19 protein-coding genes and 1 riboswitch are annotated in these 19,876 nt (G+C 62.6%); of the genes, 15 read left to right on the top strand and 4 right to left on the bottom strand.

Annotated features, from left to right (window positions below):
• Positions 1-68: 68 nt before the first annotated feature.
• Positions 69-209, top strand: coding sequence for a hypothetical protein (locus AO692_RS33280; RefSeq protein WP_162531845.1), 141 nt, complete (start codon positions 69-71; stop codon positions 207-209).
• A 142-nt stretch (positions 210-351) separates the two neighbouring features.
• Here AO692_RS33280 and AO692_RS07960 read toward each other — a convergent pair whose 3' ends face one another.
• On the bottom strand, positions 352-1,383 hold the full coding sequence (locus AO692_RS07960) for a LacI family DNA-binding transcriptional regulator (protein ID WP_054309528.1): 1,032 nt from the start codon (positions 1,381-1,383) through the stop codon (positions 352-354).
• A 244-nt stretch (positions 1,384-1,627) separates the two neighbouring features.
• Here AO692_RS07960 and AO692_RS07955 point away from each other — a divergent pair, with 244 nt between their 5' ends.
• From AO692_RS07955 to AO692_RS07895, 12 genes are all read left to right on the top strand, one after another.
• Positions 1,628-2,479 carry a sugar ABC transporter permease gene (locus AO692_RS07955; protein ID WP_244483287.1) on the top strand — a complete coding sequence of 284 codons (852 nt, stop codon included), beginning with the start codon at positions 1,628-1,630 and terminating at the stop codon, positions 2,477-2,479.
• A gap of 7 nt (positions 2,480-2,486) precedes the next feature.
• Complete coding sequence (locus tag AO692_RS07950; protein ID WP_054309526.1) at positions 2,487-3,359, top strand: carbohydrate ABC transporter permease; 873 nt, start codon at positions 2,487-2,489, stop codon at positions 3,357-3,359.
• Positions 3,360-3,396: 37 nt separating this feature from the next.
• The gene (locus AO692_RS07945; protein WP_054309525.1) at positions 3,397-4,731 is read left to right on the top strand and encodes a sugar ABC transporter substrate-binding protein; all 1,335 of its coding nucleotides are present in this window, start codon (positions 3,397-3,399) and stop codon (positions 4,729-4,731) included.
• Between the two features lie 186 nt (positions 4,732-4,917).
• Positions 4,918-6,267: an alpha-glucosidase/alpha-galactosidase gene (locus AO692_RS07940; protein ID WP_054309524.1), complete on the top strand. Its 1,350-nt coding sequence runs from the start codon at positions 4,918-4,920 to the stop codon at positions 6,265-6,267.
• A 74-nt stretch (positions 6,268-6,341) separates the two neighbouring features.
• A complete protein-coding gene (ugpC, locus tag AO692_RS07935) occupies positions 6,342-7,430 on the top strand; it encodes a sn-glycerol-3-phosphate ABC transporter ATP-binding protein UgpC (protein ID WP_054309523.1) in 1,089 nt (362 codons plus the stop codon).
• A gap of 80 nt (positions 7,431-7,510) precedes the next feature.
• Positions 7,511-7,621, top strand: a riboswitch (TPP riboswitch).
• Positions 7,622-7,738: 117 nt separating this feature from the next.
• Positions 7,739-9,595 carry a phosphomethylpyrimidine synthase ThiC gene (thiC, locus tag AO692_RS07930; RefSeq protein WP_054309522.1) on the top strand — a complete coding sequence of 619 codons (1,857 nt, stop codon included), beginning with the start codon at positions 7,739-7,741 and terminating at the stop codon, positions 9,593-9,595.
• Complete coding sequence (thiO, locus tag AO692_RS07925) at positions 9,592-10,575, top strand: glycine oxidase ThiO (RefSeq protein ID WP_054309521.1); 984 nt, start codon at positions 9,592-9,594, stop codon at positions 10,573-10,575. Before thiC ends, thiO begins: the two co-directional genes overlap by 4 nt.
• A complete protein-coding gene (gene thiS, locus AO692_RS07920; protein WP_054309520.1) occupies positions 10,559-10,756 on the top strand; it encodes a sulfur carrier protein ThiS in 198 nt (65 codons plus the stop codon). The genes thiO and thiS overlap by 17 nt, the downstream gene beginning before the upstream one ends.
• A 260-nt stretch (positions 10,757-11,016) precedes the next feature.
• Entirely contained in the window at positions 11,017-11,790 is a 774-nt protein-coding gene (locus AO692_RS07910) for a thiazole synthase (protein WP_054309518.1), read from the top strand.
• A complete protein-coding gene (locus AO692_RS07905) occupies positions 11,787-12,392 on the top strand; it encodes a thiamine phosphate synthase (RefSeq protein ID WP_054309517.1) in 606 nt (201 codons plus the stop codon). Before AO692_RS07910 ends, AO692_RS07905 begins: the two co-directional genes overlap by 4 nt.
• Positions 12,362-13,219: a hydroxymethylpyrimidine/phosphomethylpyrimidine kinase gene (locus AO692_RS07900; RefSeq protein ID WP_244483286.1), complete on the top strand. Its 858-nt coding sequence runs from the start codon at positions 12,362-12,364 to the stop codon at positions 13,217-13,219. Before AO692_RS07905 ends, AO692_RS07900 begins: the two co-directional genes overlap by 31 nt.
• A 153-nt stretch (positions 13,220-13,372) precedes the next feature.
• Positions 13,373-13,876 (top strand): hypothetical protein, encoded by a 504-nt coding sequence (locus AO692_RS07895; protein ID WP_152979754.1) that lies wholly within the window; start codon positions 13,373-13,375, stop codon positions 13,874-13,876.
• Positions 13,877-13,923: 47 nt separating this feature from the next.
• Here the strand turns inward: AO692_RS07895 and AO692_RS07890 are convergent, their stop codons facing one another.
• The 3 genes from AO692_RS07890 to AO692_RS07880 form a co-directional block, all read right to left on the bottom strand.
• The gene (locus AO692_RS07890; RefSeq protein ID WP_054309547.1) at positions 13,924-14,625 is read right to left on the bottom strand and encodes a metallophosphoesterase family protein; all 702 of its coding nucleotides are present in this window, start codon (positions 14,623-14,625) and stop codon (positions 13,924-13,926) included.
• A gap of 90 nt (positions 14,626-14,715) precedes the next feature.
• Positions 14,716-15,852: an alpha-hydroxy acid oxidase gene (locus AO692_RS07885; protein WP_054309515.1), complete on the bottom strand. Its 1,137-nt coding sequence runs from the start codon at positions 15,850-15,852 to the stop codon at positions 14,716-14,718.
• Positions 15,849-16,685 (bottom strand): FCD domain-containing protein, encoded by an 837-nt coding sequence (locus AO692_RS07880; protein WP_054309514.1) that lies wholly within the window; start codon positions 16,683-16,685, stop codon positions 15,849-15,851. Before AO692_RS07880 ends, AO692_RS07885 begins: the two co-directional genes overlap by 4 nt.
• Before the next feature lie 203 nt (positions 16,686-16,888).
• Here AO692_RS07880 and AO692_RS07875 point away from each other — a divergent pair, with 203 nt between their 5' ends.
• Positions 16,889-18,211 (top strand): DUF3422 family protein, encoded by a 1,323-nt coding sequence (locus tag AO692_RS07875; protein ID WP_054309513.1) that lies wholly within the window; start codon positions 16,889-16,891, stop codon positions 18,209-18,211.
• Between the two features lie 167 nt (positions 18,212-18,378).
• Entirely contained in the window at positions 18,379-19,875 is a 1,497-nt protein-coding gene (locus AO692_RS07870) for an FAD-linked oxidase C-terminal domain-containing protein (RefSeq protein ID WP_054309512.1), read from the top strand.
• Position 19,876 lies beyond the last annotated feature (1 nt).

Here is a 19,876-nt window from a genome sequence, read left to right as displayed (position 1 = left end):
GCGACGTGTGCGTTTCAACACATTCGTAACCGTTCCTTTGCAGGACAATACAGAAGGCTCAATTTGAGATGACCTCCGTGAAAGCAGCGCTTCTGTCCTTCTTCATGCTGTCCGCGATCGTTGTGTGCGGTCTCGGCATCTACGCAGCCGATGCAGCCAACAACCATATCGCCGTCGACGGCTACGGCGTGGTCTCCGCCTCGCACTGACAAGCCTTCGAGGCGGCCGTTTCCGACTGAACAGGCCGTCAATGTGCGCGGGTACAGCCTCGCGCCCAGTCGATTTACTCAAGATCTGCGTGACTTGGATCGCGTCGACAACTGTCGGCTCCGAAGGCTCGTTTCCCGACTGTCACAACCGCGCAGGTCCGGTTGAGCGTCGCACCACCAGTTCCGGCTCCAGCCGCACACGCTTGTTTTCCAGGGGCTTGTGGTTCAGTCGCGCAAACAGCATTTGAGCAGCGATTGTCCCTTGTCGGACGCCGTCCGTCTTGATCGTGGTCAACGGGGGCGTCAGCCACGGAGCGAAGGGCAGATCGTCGAATCCGATGATGGAAAGGTCGTCCGGAACGCGGCGGCCTTGTTCCTGCGCTGCGTTGAGGACGCCAATGGCAATCGTGTCGTTGCCCGCAAAAAGTGCGGTGATGTCCGGGCGACGACGCAAGAGTGCTGTTGCTGCCGCGTAGCCGCTTTCGGCACTGAAATCGCCCTCTTCCACCGCGTCCTTGTGCAGTGAAAGTCCGTGGTCTTGCAGGCTGCGTTCCAGTGCAGTCAATCGCGCATCGGTCGCTACGAAGCCTCGTGGCGAAAACGTTATGGCCCCGATCCGCTTGTGGCCGAGGCCGACGACGTGATCGACGGCTGCCTTGATTGCCTCGCGCGTGGTGAACGTCACCGACATCTCGGAGGGGTGGCGGATTGAACCGACAAGGACGACAGGAAAATTCTTGTCGATGAGGGCAAACAGCGCTTCGTCGCCGGCACGCGGGTTGACCACGATCAAACCGTCGATGCGCCGCGATTCCACGAGATTGTCATAGGCTCCGCCTTTGCCGTGGGCTTCAAGCCCCTCGACCAGGACGTGGAAGCCCATCTCGCGGTTGGCCTTTTCGATACCGTAGAGGACCTGCGGAATGTACTGGTCGACCAGCAGGATCGAAGGATCGGAGACCACGAGCCCTATCGTTTCCGTGAGGCCGCTCACCAGCATGCGGCCGGCCGAATTGGGCTTGTAACCGAGTTCCGCAGCAGCCTGCATCACGCGTTCGCGGGTCTCCTTGCTGAGAACCACGCTTTCCGAACGGTTCAGGACCAGCGATACCGTCGCACGGGATACGCCGGCGCGGCGTGCCACATCATGACTGGTCACACGGGTGGAACTCATCAGCAGCCTCCGGGCGTTCGAGCCGCACTGACTTTTGTCAACGCATTCAGTCGCTTCGCCCTGGATATGACCTACAACCGAAGACGTGGCTTGACAACAATGGCTTTTCGTCATTATGCATTACTAACACGTGTTAGGAATGAAAATTCTGGAGGCTAACACGTGTAATGGTCGATTGGGTGGAGATCGTATGCCAGGACGTGCGAGGAACGTTTCATTGCGTCAGAGGCGGCGGAAGGAGGCCTTGATCGGCTATCTCTTCGTGGCCCCGGCCTTTGTCGGTTTCCTGATCTTCTACCTGCTGCCCACCGTTCGCGCCGTCGGGATCAGCCTGACCGACTGGAACCTGATGCGTGCACCGAAATTCGTCGGGCTTGGCAACTATGCGACGCTGCTCTCGGACGGGAATTTCTGGCATTCGGCCAAGGTGACGTTGGCCTATGTCCTCTACAACATTCCGCTGCAGACCGTGCTCGGCCTGTTGCTGGCAGTGCTCTCGGACCGGCTGGCGCGCGCCGTCTGGCTGAGGGCGACGATCATCGCGCCTTATCTCATCTCCAATGTGGTCGCCGCGCTCGTCTGGATGATGATGCTGGATCCGATCCTTGGCCTCGTGAATGCATTCCTCACCTTCTTCGGTGTCTCGCCGCAAGGTTTTCTCGCTTCTCCGGATCAGGCGATGGTGTCGGTGGCTGCCATCTCCACCTGGAGACATACGGGCCTGACCGCACTGCTGTTCTATGCCGGCCTTCAGGCCATCCCTGGCTATCTTTACGAAGCAGCCCGGCTGGAGGGGGCGGGGGAGTGGACGATGTTCCGCCGCATCACCCTGCCGCTGCTGCGTCCCGTGTTGGCTTTTGTCGTGGTGACCAGCCTCATCGGTTCGTTTCAGGTCTTCGACGTCGTGGCCGTGGCGACTGCGGGCGGGCCATCCAATTCGACCCGCGTCATTCTCTGGTACATCTACGAGAACGCCTTCAAATTCAACAGGATGGGATACGCGTCGGCGATTTCCGTCGTGTTGTTCGCCACGCTTATCCTCGTCACGCTTCTGCAGATGCGGGTGTTGCGGGCAGATCAGTCGGATCTGGATTGAGGCCGCGATGAAGAAGCTCACTCCACAGGCTGTCCTGGGTTATCCCGTCCTCGCCTTGTTCGTCTTCATATCCCTGCTGCCGCTGTGGATGGCGCTCAAGATCGGCCTCACCTATCCGGACGACGTCTACACCAGCGCTTCGAGCCTGCTGCCGAATGCCTATACGCCCGGGAATTTCCTGCGCGTGATGGGCCTGCCTTCGGCCATCGAGGTGTCGGCATTCCGCGCTTCGCCGATCGACTTCATGTTCGCACTGCGAAACAGCGTCATCTACACGGCGCTGACGGTCACGGGGCAGATCTTCTTTTCGGCGCTCGCCGGCTACGCCTTTGCCCGCATGAACTTTCCGGGCCGCAACAAGCTGTTCTTCGCCTTCCTTGCCGCCACCATGATCCCGAGCGTGGTGCTGTTCATCCCGAACTTTGTCCTCATCAAGCAGCTCGGTCTCCTGAACAGCTTTGCCGGGTTGGTTGCCCCGACCATCCTGATGACGCCTTTCGCTGTGTTCTTCCTGCGCCAGTTCTTCCTTTCCGCGCCGAAAGAGCTCGACGAGGCGGCGCGGCTCGAGGGGGCGTCCCAGTTTCAGATCTTCTGGCGCGTCGCACTGCCCATCCAGAAAGGTCCGATCGCCACTCTGGCGATCCTGCTGTCCATCAATTCCTGGAACGAGTTCTTCTGGCCCTTCCTGGTGGGGCGCGACCCCAGCGTTCGTGTCATGGCGGTCGCCCTGTCGGATTTCATGAGCCAGACGGGCCGGGGCAATCCCGACTGGAGCGGGCTCATGGCAGCGATCGTGCTGTCGATCCTGCCCGTCATCGCCATGCTCATCGTATTCGGCCGGCAAATCGTGGAGTCGCTGCAGACCAGCGGCCTGAAGTAGCCGGCCAGACGTCGAATCGAAAAGTGGAGGAGAGACAATGAAAGAATATCTGATGGGGAAAAGACACCTGACGGGCGTTCTTGCCACCGCAACCGCGCTTACCACGCTCGGATCCTCGTTTGCCTGGGCCGAGGATGTGACCTTGAACTATGCCATGTGGGACGCCAACCAGGCTCCCGTCTATCGCCAATGCGCCGACAAGTTCGAAGCTGAAAATCCCGGCATCAAGATCAACATCAAGCAGGACAGCTGGGACAATTACTGGACCACGCTGAGCACGTCCTTTGTCGCAGGCACGGCGCCGGACGTGTTCGTCAACCATCTCAGCCGCTTTCCGGAATTCCTGGCGAACGGTGTGATGGATGACCTAACGGACCGTATCGCGGCCGACAAGGTGGAGATGAAGGCCTATCTCCCAGGTCTTGCCGAAAGCTGGAACAAGGACGACCGGCAATATGGCTTGCCGAAAGATTGGGACACGATCGCTCTCATCTACAACAAGAAGATGGTTGCCGATGCCGGCATCAGCGAGGAAGAGCTAAAGAACCTCACCTGGAACCCGAAGGATGGCGGCTCGCTCGAGAAGATCGTCGCGCGCCTCAGCGTGGATCAAAACGGCAAGCGCGGTGACGAAACCGGCTTCGACAAGTCCAAGGTTTCCGTCTATGGCTGGGCAACCAACACCGTTGACGGTTACGGCCAGACGCAATGGAGTTTCCTTGCCGTCTCCGACGGGTTCAAGCCGATCGATAAGCCGTGGGGCAAGCAGTATGGCTATGACAGCCCGGCGCTTGCCGAAACGCTGACCTGGATACGCGATCTTGCTTTGAAGAAGGGCTTCGCGCTTAGCCAGGAGCAGACCGGCAGGCTGAATGCCACCGCGATCTTCGCTGCCGGAAAGGCGGCCATCGTTCCGGATGGCTCGTGGAACATCTCCTCCTATCGGGACACCTCGAAGGCTGAATTCGGCTTTGCACCCTTGCCGCAGGGGCCGGATGGCCGCCGCTCGATGTTCAACGGTCTGTCCGACAGCATCTGGTCCGGATCCCAGCACAAGGACGAAGCCTGGAAATGGGTGAAGTATCTCGGCGGATCGGAATGCCAGACGATCGTCGGCAAATCCGGCGTCGTTTTCCCCGCTCGTCCCGAAGCAGCAAAGGCGGCCGAAGAGGCACACAAGGCGAAGGGACTGGACGTGTCCGCCTTTGTCCAGCTGGCGACACCGGAAACCACTTTTCCGTTCCCGATCTCCGATCGCGCTTCCGAGATATCGGCGATCCTGACGACGGCCATCGAGAACGTCCTGCTTGGCAAGGGTGATCCCGCAACCATCCTCAAGGAAGCCAACGACCAGGCCAATGGCATGCTCTAGCTAGAGCGTGATCCCGAAAAATGGACCCGGTTTTCGGAAAAGATCACGCTCCAACAATAAGGCCGGGCGAGCTTCTCAATTCGAATTCCTGGCGCATCTCTCCCGCGGCAGGATCTTCCTCCGGCGTTCTCTCCCTGACGTCGGAGGAACCTTCACAATCCCTTTTCATCCCATCGAGAACCCGCAATGCGACGCCCAAAGATCACTTTCATCGGAGCCGGCTCCACCGTTTTCATGAAGAACATCATCGGCGATGTGCTGTATCGCCCCGCGCTCCAGGACGCGGTGATCGCGTTGATGGACATCAATCCCGAGCGGCTGAAGGAAAGCGAAGTCGTTGCCGGCAAACTTGTGCAGGCGCTTGGCGCCAATGCCGCCATTGAAACCCATTCCAACCAGCGCAAGGCATTGGAAGGAGCGGATTTCGTCGTTGTCGCCTTTCAGATCGGAGGCTACGAGCCCTGCACGGTGACCGACTTCGAGGTCCCCAAGCAATTCGGCCTGCGTCAGACGATTGCCGACACGCTCGGCGTTGGCGGTATCATGCGCGGATTGCGGACAGTGCCGCATCTCTGGAACATCTGCGAGGACATGCTTCAGGTCTGCCCCGACGCGATCCTGCTACAATATGTGAACCCGATGGCGATCAACACCTGGGCAATCGCCGAGAAGTATCCGTCAATCAGGCAGGTGGGGCTGTGTCACTCCGTTCAGGGCACCGCCTACGAACTGTCGCGCGATCTCGATATCCCGGTTTCGGAAATTCGCTACCGCGCCGCCGGCATCAATCACATGGCGTTCTTCCTGACCTTCGAACATCGCCAGGTGGACGGCAGCTATCGCAACCTCTATCCCGACTTGGTGCGGGGCTACCGCGAAGGGCGCTTCCCGAAACCAAGTCACTGGAACCCGCGCTGCCCGAACAAGGTCCGCTATGAAATGCTGACGCGGCTCGGCTACTTCGTCACTGAAAGCTCCGAGCACTTCGCGGAGTATACGCCCTATTTCATCAAGGACGGCCGTGCCGACCTCATCGAGAAATTCGGCATCCCACTCGATGAGTATCCAAAACGCTGTGTCGAGCAGATCGCCCGCTGGAAGGAGGAATCCAAGACGCTGAAAGGCGCCAGCACGATCGACATCAAGGAGAGCCACGAATATGCCTCTTCCATCATGAATTCGGTCTGGACCGGCGAGCCGTCGACCATCTACGGCAACCAGCGCAACAATGGCTCGATCACCTCGCTGCCGGACAATTGCGTCGCGGAAGTGCCTTGCCTCGTCGATGCAAACGGCATCCAGCCAACCGTCGTCGGCGATCTGCCGCCGCAACTGACCGCACTCATCCGCACCAACATCAACGTGCAGGAGCTCACCGTCAGGGCGCTGACAACGGAAAACCGTGAACACATCTACCATGCGGCGATGATGGATCCGCACACTGCGGCCGAACTCGATCTCGATCAGATCTGGACCCTCGTCGATAGGCTGATCGCAGCACATGGCGATTGGCTGCCCGCATGGGCGCGCGGCTGAACGACCGCCGAATGGCGAGGCCATTCGGCCCGCCGCCATCCCCGCAAGAAAACCCGGAGCAACAGTTCTGTCCCATGACTTTTCTCAGGATCGATCACGTTACCAAGCAATTCGGCTCCGTTCAGGTGGTCAAAGGAGTTTCGATCGAAGCCAGGAAGGGAGAATTCGTCGTCTTCGTCGGCCCTTCGGGTTGCGGCAAGTCGACCTTGCTTCGCATGATCGCAGGCCTCGAAGAAACGAGCGAGGGCTCGATCTCGATCGATGGGGAGGATCTGACCCATGCCGATCCGGCCGATCGCCACGTCGCGATGGTCTTCCAGTCCTATGCGCTCTTCCCGCATATGTCGGTCTTCGACAACATCGCCTTCGGCATGCAGGTCAACAAGGTGCCGAAGGCTGAGATCAAGGCACGTGTTGCGGAGGCCGCCCGCATCCTGCAGATCGAACCACTACTCGAACGCAAACCAAAGCAACTCTCCGGTGGCCAGCGGCAGCGCGTCGCCATTGGCCGCGCCATAGTGCGCAAGCCCAAGATCTTCCTGTTCGACGAGCCCCTCTCCAATCTGGATGCCGAGCTTCGCACCCAGATGCGTGTCGAGATCGCCAAGATCCATCGCGAGATCGGCGCAACAATGATCTACGTCACGCATGATCAGGTCGAAGCGATGACACTTGCGGACAGGATCGTCGTCCTTCGTGGCGGGCTGGTGGAGCAGATCGGCACCCCCATCGATCTCTACGACAACCCAGCCAACCTTTTCGTCGCCGGCTTCATCGGCAGCCCGCGCATGACCTTGCTGTCCGGCAAGGTGGAAAGCGCCTCGGCGCATGGCCTTCAGGTCGCGTGTCCAGCCTTTTCCCGGCCACAGTCTATTTCCGGACCTTTTGCGCGGCTGCCGCAAGCAGGCAGTCAGGTCACAATCGGCCTGCGCCCGGAAGCCATCAGGATCGATGCCGCGAATCCGGTGTTCAGCGCCAAGGTGGAAATCACCGAAAATCTTGGCGGCTCCACGCTCATCTACGCTGTGACCCAGGACGGAACCGCGCTGATCGTACCGGCACAGGAGCGCGCGTCGGTTCGTTCCGGCGATACGCTTCCATTGTCCTTTTCCACAGCCCCGCATGTGTTCGATGCCCAGGGAAACAACCTGCGTTTGCCGTAGGTGGAGCCAACCCGCGAAGGCGTCCTCTCACCTTCTGCCCGCAACCCTGTTGACAGAATGCCCGCTTGTCGTTCACCTTTGAGGCTCACCAGGGGGGTCCCGACAAGGGGCTGAGATACTGCTGAACGCGCAGTGACCCGTTGAACCTGATCCAGTTCATACTGGCGTAGGGACGGTGGGAACGCTTTGCGGGTCGGCACTTTTCCGGCTTTGGCCATAGGGCAGAATGCCCATAGTGCATTCAGCGAAACGTCACTTCCTCCTCATCGCATGGACTGGGTCTCCTTTACGCTCGAGGAGGCTCGCTCATGAATATCCATACCCCGACCGTCACCGTTGGCGAATTGCCGGCATCGCGCAAGGTCCATAAGCCGGGCGTCATCCACCCCGGCCTGCGCGTGCCGATGCGCGAGATTTCCGTGCACCCCACCGCCGGTGAGCCGCCGGTCACGGTCTATGATTCGTCCGGGCCCTACACCGACACCAGCGTGCAGACCGATATCGAGCGTGGTTTGCCGCGCTTGCGCGAGGACTGGGTCGTCGCGCGCGGCGATGTCGAACGCTACGAAGGCCGGCTGGTCAAGCCCGAGGACAATGGCTTCGTCTCCGGGGAGCGGCTGACACCGGAATTCCCGGTGCGCAACCAGCCGTTCAGGGCAAAGGACGGGCGCGCCGTCACCCAGCTCGCCTATGCGCGCGCCGGCATCATCACGCCCGAAATGGAATTCATCGCCATCCGTGAGAATCTCGGCCGCCAGGCGGTGCACACGAAGCTGCAGCGCGACGGCGAAAGCTTCGGCGCGGCAGTTCCCGACTACGTCACGCCGGAATTCGTGCGCGACGAGGTCGCGCGCGGCCGCGCCATCATCCCGGCCAACATCAACCATCCGGAAGCCGAGCCGATGATCATCGGCCGCAATTTCCTGGTCAAGATCAACGCCAACATCGGCAACTCGGCCGTCACCTCGTCCATGGCGGAAGAGGTGGAAAAGATGGTCTGGGCGACCCGCTGGGGCGCCGATACGGTGATGGACCTTTCCACCGGCCGCAACATCCACAACATCCGCGACTGGATACTGCGCAATTCGCCGGTGCCGATCGGCACCGTGCCGCTCTACCAGGCGCTGGAAAAGGTCGGCGGCGTTGCCGAGGATCTCACCTGGGAGGTATTCCGCGACACGCTGATCGAACAGGCGGAGCAGGGCGTCGACTATTTCACCATCCATGCCGGCGTGCGGCTGCCCTATATCCCGCTCACAGTCGACCGTGTCACCGGCATCGTCAGCCGCGGCGGCTCGATCATGGCTAAATGGTGCCTCTACCATCACAAGGAAAGCTTCCTCTACGAGCATTTCGAGGAGATCTGCGACATCTGCCGCGCCTATGACGTGTCGTTCTCGCTGGGCGACGGTCTGCGGCCAGGCTCCATCGCCGACGCCAACGATGCCGCGCAGTTCGCCGAGCTGGAGACGCTGGGCGAGCTGACGCAGATCGCCTGGGCCAAGGATTGCCAGGTGATGATCGAAGGCCCCGGCCATGTGCCGATGCACAAGATCAAGGAGAACATGGACAAGCAGCTCGCCGTCTGCGGCGAGGCGCCGTTCTACACGCTCGGGCCACTCACCACGGATATCGCGCCCGGTTACGACCACATCACCAGCGGCATCGGCGCCGCCATGATCGGCTGGTTCGGCACCGCGATGCTCTGCTACGTCACGCCGAAGGAGCATCTCGGCCTGCCCGACCGCAACGACGTGAAGGTCGGCGTCATCACCTACAAGATCGCCGCCCACGCCGCTGATCTCGCCAAGGGCCATCCCGCCGCCAAGGTCAGGGACGACGCTCTGTCCCGCGCACGCTTCGAGTTCCGCTGGGAAGACCAGTTCAACCTCTCGCTCGATCCCGAAACCGCGCGCGCCTTCCACGACGAGACCTTGCCCAAGGAAGCGCACAAGGTAGCGCATTTCTGCTCCATGTGCGGGCCGAAATTCTGCTCCATGCGCATCTCGCACGACATCCGTGCCGAGGCGCAGAAGGAAGGCATGGCGGCGATGGCGGAAAAGTTCCGCGTCGGTGGCGATCTCTATTTGCCTCTCGATTCCGTCGACATCGTCGACGTGGCCGCTTCCGTCGAAGCAACGGAGGCGGGGACGGACCGGTCATGAAAGCGCTGGTCAAGGGTGCCGGCGTCGCCGGGTTGACGCTGGCTTTCGAGCTGGCGTCACACGGCGCTGACGTCACCGTCATCGAAAAGCGGCATCGCCTCGCCGGCAGCGCCTCATGGGCTGCCGGCGGCATGCTGGCGCCCTGGTGCGAGCGCGAGAGCGCGGAAGAGGCGGTCGTCACGCTGGGGCGCCTGGCGCTTGACTGGTGGGACAGTATCCTGCCGGGGCAGGTCGTGCGCACCGGCACGCTGGTGGCGGCGCCGGCGCGGGATACAGGCGAGCTCGACCGTTTCGCACGGCGCACGGCCGGGTTCGCGACAATTGGCGAAGAGGCCGTTGCCGCGCTCGAGCCGGATCTTGCCGGCCGGTTCCGGCGCGGGCTGTTCTTCGCCGAGGAAGCGCATCTCGATCCGCGCCGTGCCCTGGTAAGCCTCAAGGACAGACTGGTCGGCATGGGCGTGCGCTTCGAATTCGGTTACGGCGCCGTGCGGGTGCCGGAAACGATCGACATCGAGGCCGACTGCACCGGCATCGCAGCAGGCGTCCCGGACTTGCGTGGCGTGCGCGGCGAGATGCTCCTGCTGCATGCGCCGGAGGTCTCGCTGGCACGCCCCGTCCGGCTGCTGCATCCGCGCTTTCCCGTCTATGTCGTGCCGCGCGCCGATCACCTGTTCATGGTCGGCGCGACCATGATCGAAAGCAACGCCAGCGAGCCGGTCACCGCGCGTTCGATGATGGAACTGCTCGGGGCCGCCTATGCGCTGCACCCGGCTTTCGGCGAGGCCGAGATCGTCGAGGCAGGCGTCGGCGTGCGCCCGGCTTTCGCCGACAACCTGCCACGCGTCAGCCGCGAGGGAAACCGGATCAGCATCAACGGTCTGTATCGCCACGGCTTCCTGCTGGCGCCGGCAATGGCGAGGCAGGCGGCTGACATGATTTTCAGCACGCAAAGGGAGCTTGCCCATGCGCCTCATCATTAACGGCGAAAGCCGCGAGGTTGGCGCCGGCACGCTGGCGGCGCTGCTTGCCGAACTCGACTACGAGGGCGGCTGGCTGGCGACCGCGCTCAACGGCGAAGTGGTGCCGGCCAGAGAGCGCGAGACCTGCCGCATCGCCGACGGCGACCGCATCGAAATCCTGTCGCCCATGAAGGGGGGGTGAGACATGGTCGAGATGGATTTTCTGGCCTTGGAACAGGGCAATCGCATCTGGCGTAAAGACCCCTCTCCGTCGCCGCTTCGCGGCGCCACCTCTCCCCGCCTTCGGCAGGGCGAGGAACCGCAGCTCCAACGCCGGCGCTTCTCCAGCTTGGGTTCCTCGCCCCAACCGAAGGCGGGGGAGAGGTGGCTCGGGCAAAGCCCGAGACGGAGAGGGGGGCTTGCCGCCGCAGGTCTTTCTCCGGCCACCAAGGAGCACCCCTGATGCTCGAACTCTACGGACAAAAATTCTCATCGCGCCTGCTGCTCGGCACCGCGCTTTACCCGTCGCCGGCGATCATGGCCGATGCGGTCGAGGCGGCGCGGAACGAGATCGTCACGGTGTCGCTGCGGCGCGAAGCCGCTGGCGGCAGGACCGGCGGGAAGTTCTGGTCGCTGATCCAGTCGCTCGGCGTGCGCGTGCTGCCCAACACGGCCGGCTGCCATTCGGTGAAGGAGGCCGTCACCACCGCGCAGATGGCGCGCGAGGTCTTCGCCACCAACTGGATCAAGCTGGAAGTCATCGGCAATCACGACACGTTGCAGCCGGACGTTTTCGGCCTGGTCGAGGCGGCGGGCATCCTGAGTGGGGACGGCTTCGAGGTGTTCCCTTATACCACCGACGATCTGGTCGTCGCCGAACGGCTGCTGGAAGCCGGCTGCAAATTGCTGATGCCCTGGTGCGCACCGATCGGTTCGGCGCGGGGGCCGCAGAATGTCGATGCGCTGCGGTCGCTGCGCGGCCATTTTCCCGATGTGCCGCTGATCGTCGATGCCGGCATCGGCCGCCCGTCGCATGCCGCCGCCGTCATGGAGCTCGGCTACGACGCCGTGCTGCTCAACACCGCCGTCGCCAAGGCTGGCGATCCGATCGCCATGGCCGGCGCTTTCGCCAAGGCGATCGAGGCCGGGCGAGAAGCCTTCCTGGCCGGTCCGCTTGAACCGCGCGACATGGCCGTTCCCTCCACCCCTGTCATCGGCATGGCTGCCTTCTCATGAAACTCGACCCATTCTACCTCATCGTCGATTCCGCCGCCTGGATCGAGCGGCTGGTGCCGCTTGGCGTGAAGCTGGTGCAGTTGCGCGTCAAGGATACGCCGGATGAGGTTTTGCGCGCCGAGATCCGGGCCGCCAGGGCGACCTGCGAACGCCATCACTGTCAGCTCATCGTCAACGACCATTGGCAGCTCGCCATCGACGAGGGCTGTGACTTCGTCCATCTCGGCCAGGAGGATCTGGCCGAGGCCGATATCGGCGCGATCCGTCGGGCCGGGTTGAAGCTGGGCTTAAGCACGCATGATCACCTCGAACTGGAAACCGCGCTTGCGGCGGAGCCCGACTATGTCGCGCTGGGGCCGGTCTATCCGACCATCCTGAAGGCCATGAAATGGGCGCCGCAGGGGCTAGACCGCATCGCCGAGTGGAAACGCCGGGCGGGTGAGTTGCGGCTTGTCGCCATCGGTGGATTGACCGTCGAGCGCATCCCCGGCGTCTTCGCGCAAGGTGCCGACAGCGCCGCCGTCGTCACCGACATCACCCGCAATGCCGATCCGGAAGCGCGCACCCGCGAATGGCTGGTGGCCACGGCGTCATGGCGGTGATACCGGACCGGCATGTCCTGATCGTCGCCGGTTCGGATTCCAGCGGCGGTGCCGGCATCGCGCGCGACGTCGAGACGGTTGCCGCCTTCGGCCTGCGTGCTTGCCTCGCGGTAACCGCGGTAACCGTGCAGACCCATGACGTGGTTGAGCGGGTGGAGCAGATGCCGCCGGATCTCATCGCCGCACAGATGCGGGCGGCGTTTGCCGCCAACGCAATCGCCGCGGTCAAGATCGGCATGCTGGGCAGCGCGGATGCCATAACCGCGGTTGCCTCTGTACTGGCCAGCCGCCTGCCACTGCCGGTGGTGCTCGATCCCGTCCTTGCCTCGACGTCGGGTCGCGCGCTGCTCGCCATGGACGCCGTCGAGATATTGAAACGCCGCCTGATGCCGCTCTGCACACTCGTCACGCCCAATCTGCCGGAACTGGCGCTGCTGAGCGATAAATCGGCTGGGGGTATACCTGGCTCAAACGAAGCCACAATCGTCGAGCAGTCGCGTCGGCTCCTTGAAAGCGGCGTTCCGGCCTTGCTGGTCAAGGGCGGTCATGCCGAGGGAGATCGTTCGGTCGACCTTCTCCTGCGCGCCGGCAAAGCGCCAGTCCGTTTCCAAGCGCCGCGTCTCGATGTTCGCATGCGTGGTACAGGCTGCATGCTTGCCAGCGCCATCGCGGCTAGGCTGGGTCTGGGTGATGATCTGGAAACGGCGACCGGCAAGGCCAAGGACCATGTTTTCGAAAAGCTGGGTCGGGAAGAGCGCCGGCCTGGCCCAAACTCTCCTCGCATCGATGGTCTGCGAATTGCTGGCAACTCCATCCCGGATTTGTAGAATGCAGTGGACGCAGGGATGATCCGGCTCGAAGTCAGGCAAACGATGTTGCTGAGGCTGAGTGTTAGTCCGGATGACACGCAATTTTTGACAGTCGCTTGTGCGAAACGAAACAGGCCGTTCGAAAGCTCCTGGGATGGTTGAGCGCAACCGATGAAATTGGGTTTCCTTTTGACAATGAACGACACGCGCTCGGCATTGCGGGTGTCTCATCATTTGATACTTCGGCTCAGCGAGTTGATTGCCGAAGCCGGCTTCAACGAGGATGCGAGAAAGCCGGCGCACAAGGGCCTCGATATCCTTGTCTATGTCGACAGCGTGGACGCCCAGCGAATGGCAACTCAGACCGGCCTCATGATGAGTTCGATCGATCCGGATGTGCTGATCTACCATCGCAGTGCCAAGCCCGGGCGCTATGATTGGGTGGAGTACTATGTGCGCCTGCGGTACGAAGGCATCAGGGATGCACCCGACAAACTTGGCCGTTTCACGCAAATGATACAGGCGGTTCTTCTGCTCGTCGCCCGACGATCGAAAGTTGAGATCGGCGCTATCGATCGATGGGACGCGATCACGGCCACCATTCGAGAAGAAGTGGCTCGGGACAACTCGATGCGTTTCGATCGCGATGAACCCGATGGAACCGTCATTGTGTGATGTCGCGAAAATTCAGGCGTAGCGTGACTGAATAAACGCTTGATGTCCTATGCTTTCCCGCTCTCCGTCAGGATTCGCTTGTCCCCACCATCGACGACCAGCGCCGTCAGCCTGCCGCTCTGGTAGGCGGCGGTGTCGACGTTGACGCGGTTGGGCATCGGTTCGGCCTCCGCCTGCGGCGTATGGCCGTGCACGATCACCTTTTCATACAGCCCCGGATGGTCGAGGAACACGGCACGGACCCAGATCAGGTCTTCATGCGCCTGGCGGTCGAGTGCGATGCCGGGGCGTACGCCTGCATGGCAGAAGAAGAAATCGCCGAATGACACCGAATAGGGCAGGTCGTGCAGGAAATGTTTCTGCTCGGGCGAAACGGCGCTGACCAGATCCTTCCAGCCTTGTTCGAGTGAGGCCGGATCGTCGAAGTCGATCGCCACGCCGTAGGACAGCGCCGTCTCGCGGCCGCCATAACGCGAGAACAGCCCGTCGGCGGCCGGCATGGCCAGGAAATCCCGGAAGCCGATATCGTGGTTGCCGGCCAGCGCGATGATGCGCGGATCGCGCTGCTGCGCGGCGATCAGGAAATCGATGACGCCCCTCGAATCCGGGCCGCGATCGACGTAGTCGCCGAGATGGATGATGCGCCAGTCGGCCGGCCGGTCGCGTTCGATTTCGGCTGCGATGGTCCTGTGCATGCCGGACAGCAGGTCGAGGCGGCCGTGCACGTCGCCAATGGCGTAGAGGCGCATGCCGTCCGGCGCTCGGGCGTCGAGGAAATGAATGCCGTCGGTCAAGGCAGAAGCCGCTTTCAAGTCGATTCGAATTTCGATCTGGACCTCTTAGCGGTAAAGCATGTCCTTGCCGACATCCTTGATGTCGCGTTTGCCGCACAGCGCCAGCGTCAGGTCGAGCTCCTTGCGGATGATCTCCAGCGCCAGCGTCACACCTTTCTTGCCGGCCGCACCCAGCCCGTAGAGGAACGGACGTCCGATATAGGTGCCCTTGGCGCCGAGGCACAGCGCTTTAAGCACATCCTGGCCCGAGCGGATGCCGCCATCCATATGGACTTCTATCCGGTCGCCGACAGTGTCGACGATCTCTTCCAGCACTGCGATGGAGGAGGGGGCACCGTCGAGCTGGCGGCCGCCATGGTTGGAGATGATGATGGCGTCGGCACCTGTCTTTGCAGCCAGGACTGCGTCCTCCTTGTCGAGGATGCCTTTCAGGATCAGCTTGCCGCCCCAGCGCTGCCGGATCCATTCCACGTCATCCCAGGACAGACGCGGGTCGAATTGCTCGTTCGTCCAGGACGACAGCGAAGCGAGGTCGCCCACACCCTTGGCATGGCCGACGATGTTGCGGAAGGTGCGGCGCTTGGTACCGAGCATGCCGAGGCACCAGCCGGGACGGATCGCCATGTCGATCAGGTTCGGCAGGGTCAGCTTCGGCGGAGCCGAGAGGCCGTTGCGCACATCCTTGTGGCGCTGCGCCAGTATCTGCAGGTCGAGCGTCAGCACCAGCGCCGAACATTTGGCCGCCTTGGCGCGATCGATGAGGTTGAGCACGAAATCCTTGTCGCGCATCACGTAGAGCTGGAACCAGAACGGCTTCCTGGTCACCGAGGCGACGTCCTCGATCGAGCAGATGCTCATGGTCGACAGCGTGAACGGCACGCCGAATTCCTCCGCCGCCTGCGCCGCCAGCATCTCGCCGTCGGCGTGCTGCATGCCGGTCGAGCCGGTCGGCGCCAGCGCCACAGGCATGGAGACGGCCTCGCCGATCATGGTCGAGGCCAGCGAGCGGTTGTCCATGTCGACCAGCACGCGCTGGCGCAGCTTGATCTTGCCGAAGTCTTCTTCGTTGGCGCGGTAGGTGCTCTCCGTCCAGGCGCCGGAATCGGCATAGTCGAAGAACATCCTGGGCACGCGCTGGCGAGCCTGCTGCTTGAGATCGTCGATGGTAAGAAGCATGCTCATTTCGCCTTCCCGCTTTCGCGCGCCGCCGCGCCTGTTTCACTGCGTTTGCGGCCGGGTTCCTGATTCCCGCCACGTTGTTTCAATCGAAGCCGCGACACGCGTTGCCAGTCGCCGGTGCGTTCGGCTTCCACCATCGAGCGTTCGACATAGGTGATGTGGTCCATCGCCGCCTTGCGCGCCGCAGCCGGGTTGCCTGATTTGACGGCGGCATGGATGGCGCGGTGCTGGGCCAGCAACTCGTCGCGCGCGCCGGGCAAGGTGAACACCAGCAACCGGTTCTGGAACACGCCTTCCGAAAGGAGGCGGTAGCAGGACCGCAACGTGTGCAAGAGGATGATGTTGTGCGCGCATTCGCCGACGGCATTGTGGAATTCGACGTCGATTTCGGCTTCGTGCTGGAAATCGCCGGTACGGTGCGCCTCGTCCATGCGCGCCATGATGCGGTCGAGCAAGGCGAGATCATCCGGCGTCGCGCGCCGGGCTGCATATTCGGCTGCGATGCCTTCGATCTCGCGGCGGTACTCCAGATAATCGGCGGCAGCTTTACGGTGAGTGGAGATCAGCTCCATCACCGGCTTGGAAAACACCTGGCCGATGACATCGGCGACATGGGTGCCGCCGCCGTGCCGGGTCTGCAGCAGGCCGCGCGTTTCCAGCGCCTTCAGCGCGTCGCGCAGGATCGGCCGGGACACTTCGAACTGGCGGGCGAGGTCGCGTTCGCCCGGCAGCCGGTCGCCCGGACGCAGCACGCCTTCCAGGATCAAGGCCTCGATCTGCGCCACCACCTCGTCGGCGGTGCGCGAATGATCGATGCGGGAAAAGATGTCGCTCAAGGAAGTGCCCGAGAAAATACTATGCCGCCTAGAATAGCGGCAATCTTGCCAACTGGTCAATTAATCTATCCAATTTACCGCATTGGCGCATTTGCCTGGCAAGGGCGGCGCTTGCCGTCGAGGCGGCACTTTTCATTGTCACGGCCCGGGATTGCTCCTAGAGCTTTGAAAAAGACAGGGTTCAGAACCTTGGGGGAACTGCCGTGTCGGACGACCAGTCCAATCTCGAATTCCGGCCGCGCGCCATCGGCAGCGTCCTTGGTTTTCCCGCGCATGAAGGCCGCCCGAGTGCGCTCGGCGAAGTGCACGCCCGTCCGCACCCGCTGGTCGAGACGCCCCGGGTCCTGATCCAGCTCTCCTTCATGACTGAAGGCGGCGCCAGCGTCGACCACGCCGTGCTGTCCGAGCTTTCGCGCCGGCTGGGCATCGCCGCCCCCGGCAGCCAGGCGCGCCTCCACGCCATGAAATGGGGCAAGGGCTCGTTGCGCTGGGAGCGTCACACCGAATTCTCGACCTATCTGTGGGAAGGGCCGCTCGACGAGAGCGGGCGTGCGCATGAGGATACGCCGTTCGGCAATGGTTTCTCGCCGCCCGGCACGGTGATTTCAGGCATCCGGCTGGAAATCCGCAACTGGACGGCCGCTAACGAGAAGCTGGTTGACAGCTTTGACCCCACCAGCCTGTGCTTTTCGCTGGTGGAACGTGGTGCTGCCGCGATCATCGCAGACTTCCGCCAGGATGGCGACGGGCTGACACGCATCCTGGTGCTCAACCGCGCGCTGACGCCGGCGAGCACTGGCGCCCTGTCCCAGCGCCTGCTCGATATCGAGACCTACCGCACGCTTGCGATGCTCGGCCTGCCGCTGGCGCAGTCGCTGTCGGCGCGGGTGCGTCGCATCGAAGACAAGCTCGCCGTCATCACGCGCGAGATGAAGGGAGCGGAGACCCGAGACAGCCAGACCTTGCTGGCCGACCTCACCGAACTCGCTGCCGAACTGGAGGCCGACGCTGCGTCAAGCCTCTATCGCTTCGGCGCCAGCCGCGCCTATGACGGTATCGTCAGCGAGCGCCTGCAAGCGCTCGATGAAGAGGTGGTGCCGGGCTACGACACCTGGGGAGGCTTCCTGCAGCGGCGCGTGGCGCCGGCCATGCGCACATGCCGCTCGGTCGAGGAGCGGCAGGCGAATCTCTCGCGCAAGCTGACACGCGCCACCACGCTGTTGCGCACCTGGGTCGATGTCGAAGTCGAGAAGCAGAACCGCGACCTTCTCGCCTCGATGAACAACCGTGCCCGCCTGCAGCTGCGCCTGCAGCAGACGGTGGAAGGCCTGTCGGTGGCGGCTGTGTCTTATTACGTCGTCGGGCTGATCGGCTATCTCGCCAAGGGTGCGTCCTTCTTCGGCCATGCCTTTGCACCGGAGGTGGTCACGGCCGCGTCCGTGCCGATCGCTGTCCTGCTCGTCTGGTGGGGCGTGCGCCGCGTGCAGCGCCTGCATGGCGAACCCGCAAGCCACGCAGGCGAATAGCGCAGTATCTTCGATCCTGTCTGCCAGCGTCAGATTGACGCGCGGAAAGGTGCGCGCATGACGGCGCCTGCTTTGGCCGAAAGCATCATTTGCATGCACCGTGTCGAATTGGTAAAAAGCTTTTACCAGTCAGTGCATTTTTTTACAGTCAAGCGCAGGGAGGCATCATGTCCGGTCTTGCCATGCCGAAGCCGGATGAGGCGACGCTTGGACGGCGTGCCACCATCGTCGCCGATCTCAGGTCGATCGTGCCGGGCGAAGGCGTCGTCGAAACCGTCAATGAGATGCGCGCCTTCGAAAGCGACGGGCTGACCGCCTATCGCCAGCTCCCCCTCGTCGTGGTGTTGCCTGAGACGGTGGCGCAGGTGTCGCGGGTGCTGAAATATTGCAACGAACGCAACATCCGCGTCGTGCCGCGCGGCGCCGGCACGTCGCTGTCCGGCGGTGCCTTGCCACTGGAAGACGCGGTCCTGCTGGTCATGAGCCGCTTCAACCGCATCCTCAGCATCGACTATCCCAACCGCACTGTCACCGCGCAGCCCGGCGTCACCAATCTCGGCATTACCTATGCCGTGGAGCAGGAGGGCTTCTACTATGCGCCGGATCCGTCCTCGCAGATCGCCTGCTCGATCGGCGGCAATGTCGCGGAGAACTCCGGCGGCGTGCACTGCCTGAAATACGGCCTCACCGCCAACAACGTTCTGGGCATTGAGATGGTGCTGATGAATGGCGAGGTGGTGCGGCTCGGTGGCAAGCATCTTGATGCCGAAGGTTATGATCTGCTCGGCCTGATGACCGGTTCGGAGGGCCTTCTCGGCGTCGTCACCGAAGTGACGGTGCGCATCCTGAAGAAGCCGGAGACGGCGCGTGCGCTGCTGATCGGCTTCCCGACCAGCGAGCAGGGCGGCCAATGCGTGGCCGACATCATCGGCGCCGGCATCATTCCCGGCGGCATGGAAATGATGGACCGGCCGGCGATCCACGCGGCCGAGGATTTTGTGCAGGCGGGCTATCCTTTGGAATGCGAGGCACTGCTGATCGTCGAGCTCGACGGACCGGTGGTCGAGGTCGATCACTTGATCGGTGCCGTCGAGACGATCGCCATCAACAACGGCTCGACCACCTGCCGCATCTCGCAATCGGAAGAAGAGCGCCTGCGTTTCTGGGCCGGCCGCAAGGCGGCCTTCCCGGCGGTCGGGCGCATCTCGCCGGATTATTACTGCATGGACGGCACCATTCCGCGCAAGGAACTGCCGCGTGTGCTGGCCGGCATGCGCGACCTTTCGCAAACCTATGGCCTGCGTGTCGCCAATGTCTTCCACGCCGGCGACGGCAATCTGCATCCGCTCATCCTCTATGATGCCAATGTGCCGGGCGAACTGGACAAGGCCGAGAAGTTCGGTGCGGACATCCTGCGGCTTTGCGTCGAGGTCGGCGGCGTGCTGACCGGTGAGCATGGCGTCGGCGTCGAAAAGCGCGATCTGATGCCGGAGATGTTCAACGAGGCCGATCTCGATCAGCAGATGCGGGTGAAATGCGCTTTCGACCCCAACCATCTGCTCAACCCCGGCAAGGTGTTTCCGCAACTGCGCCGCTGCGCCGAACTCGGCCGCATGCATGTGCATCGCGGCCAGGTCGCGTTTCCAGACATTCCGAGGTTTTGAG

This window comes from Mesorhizobium sp. 1M-11, assembly GCF_001303895.1.
In the GTDB taxonomy this organism is placed as follows: domain Bacteria; phylum Pseudomonadota; class Alphaproteobacteria; order Rhizobiales; family Rhizobiaceae; genus Mesorhizobium.
Note: the sequence above shows the minus strand (reverse complement) of the source record. Positions and strands in the feature narration are given on the sequence as shown.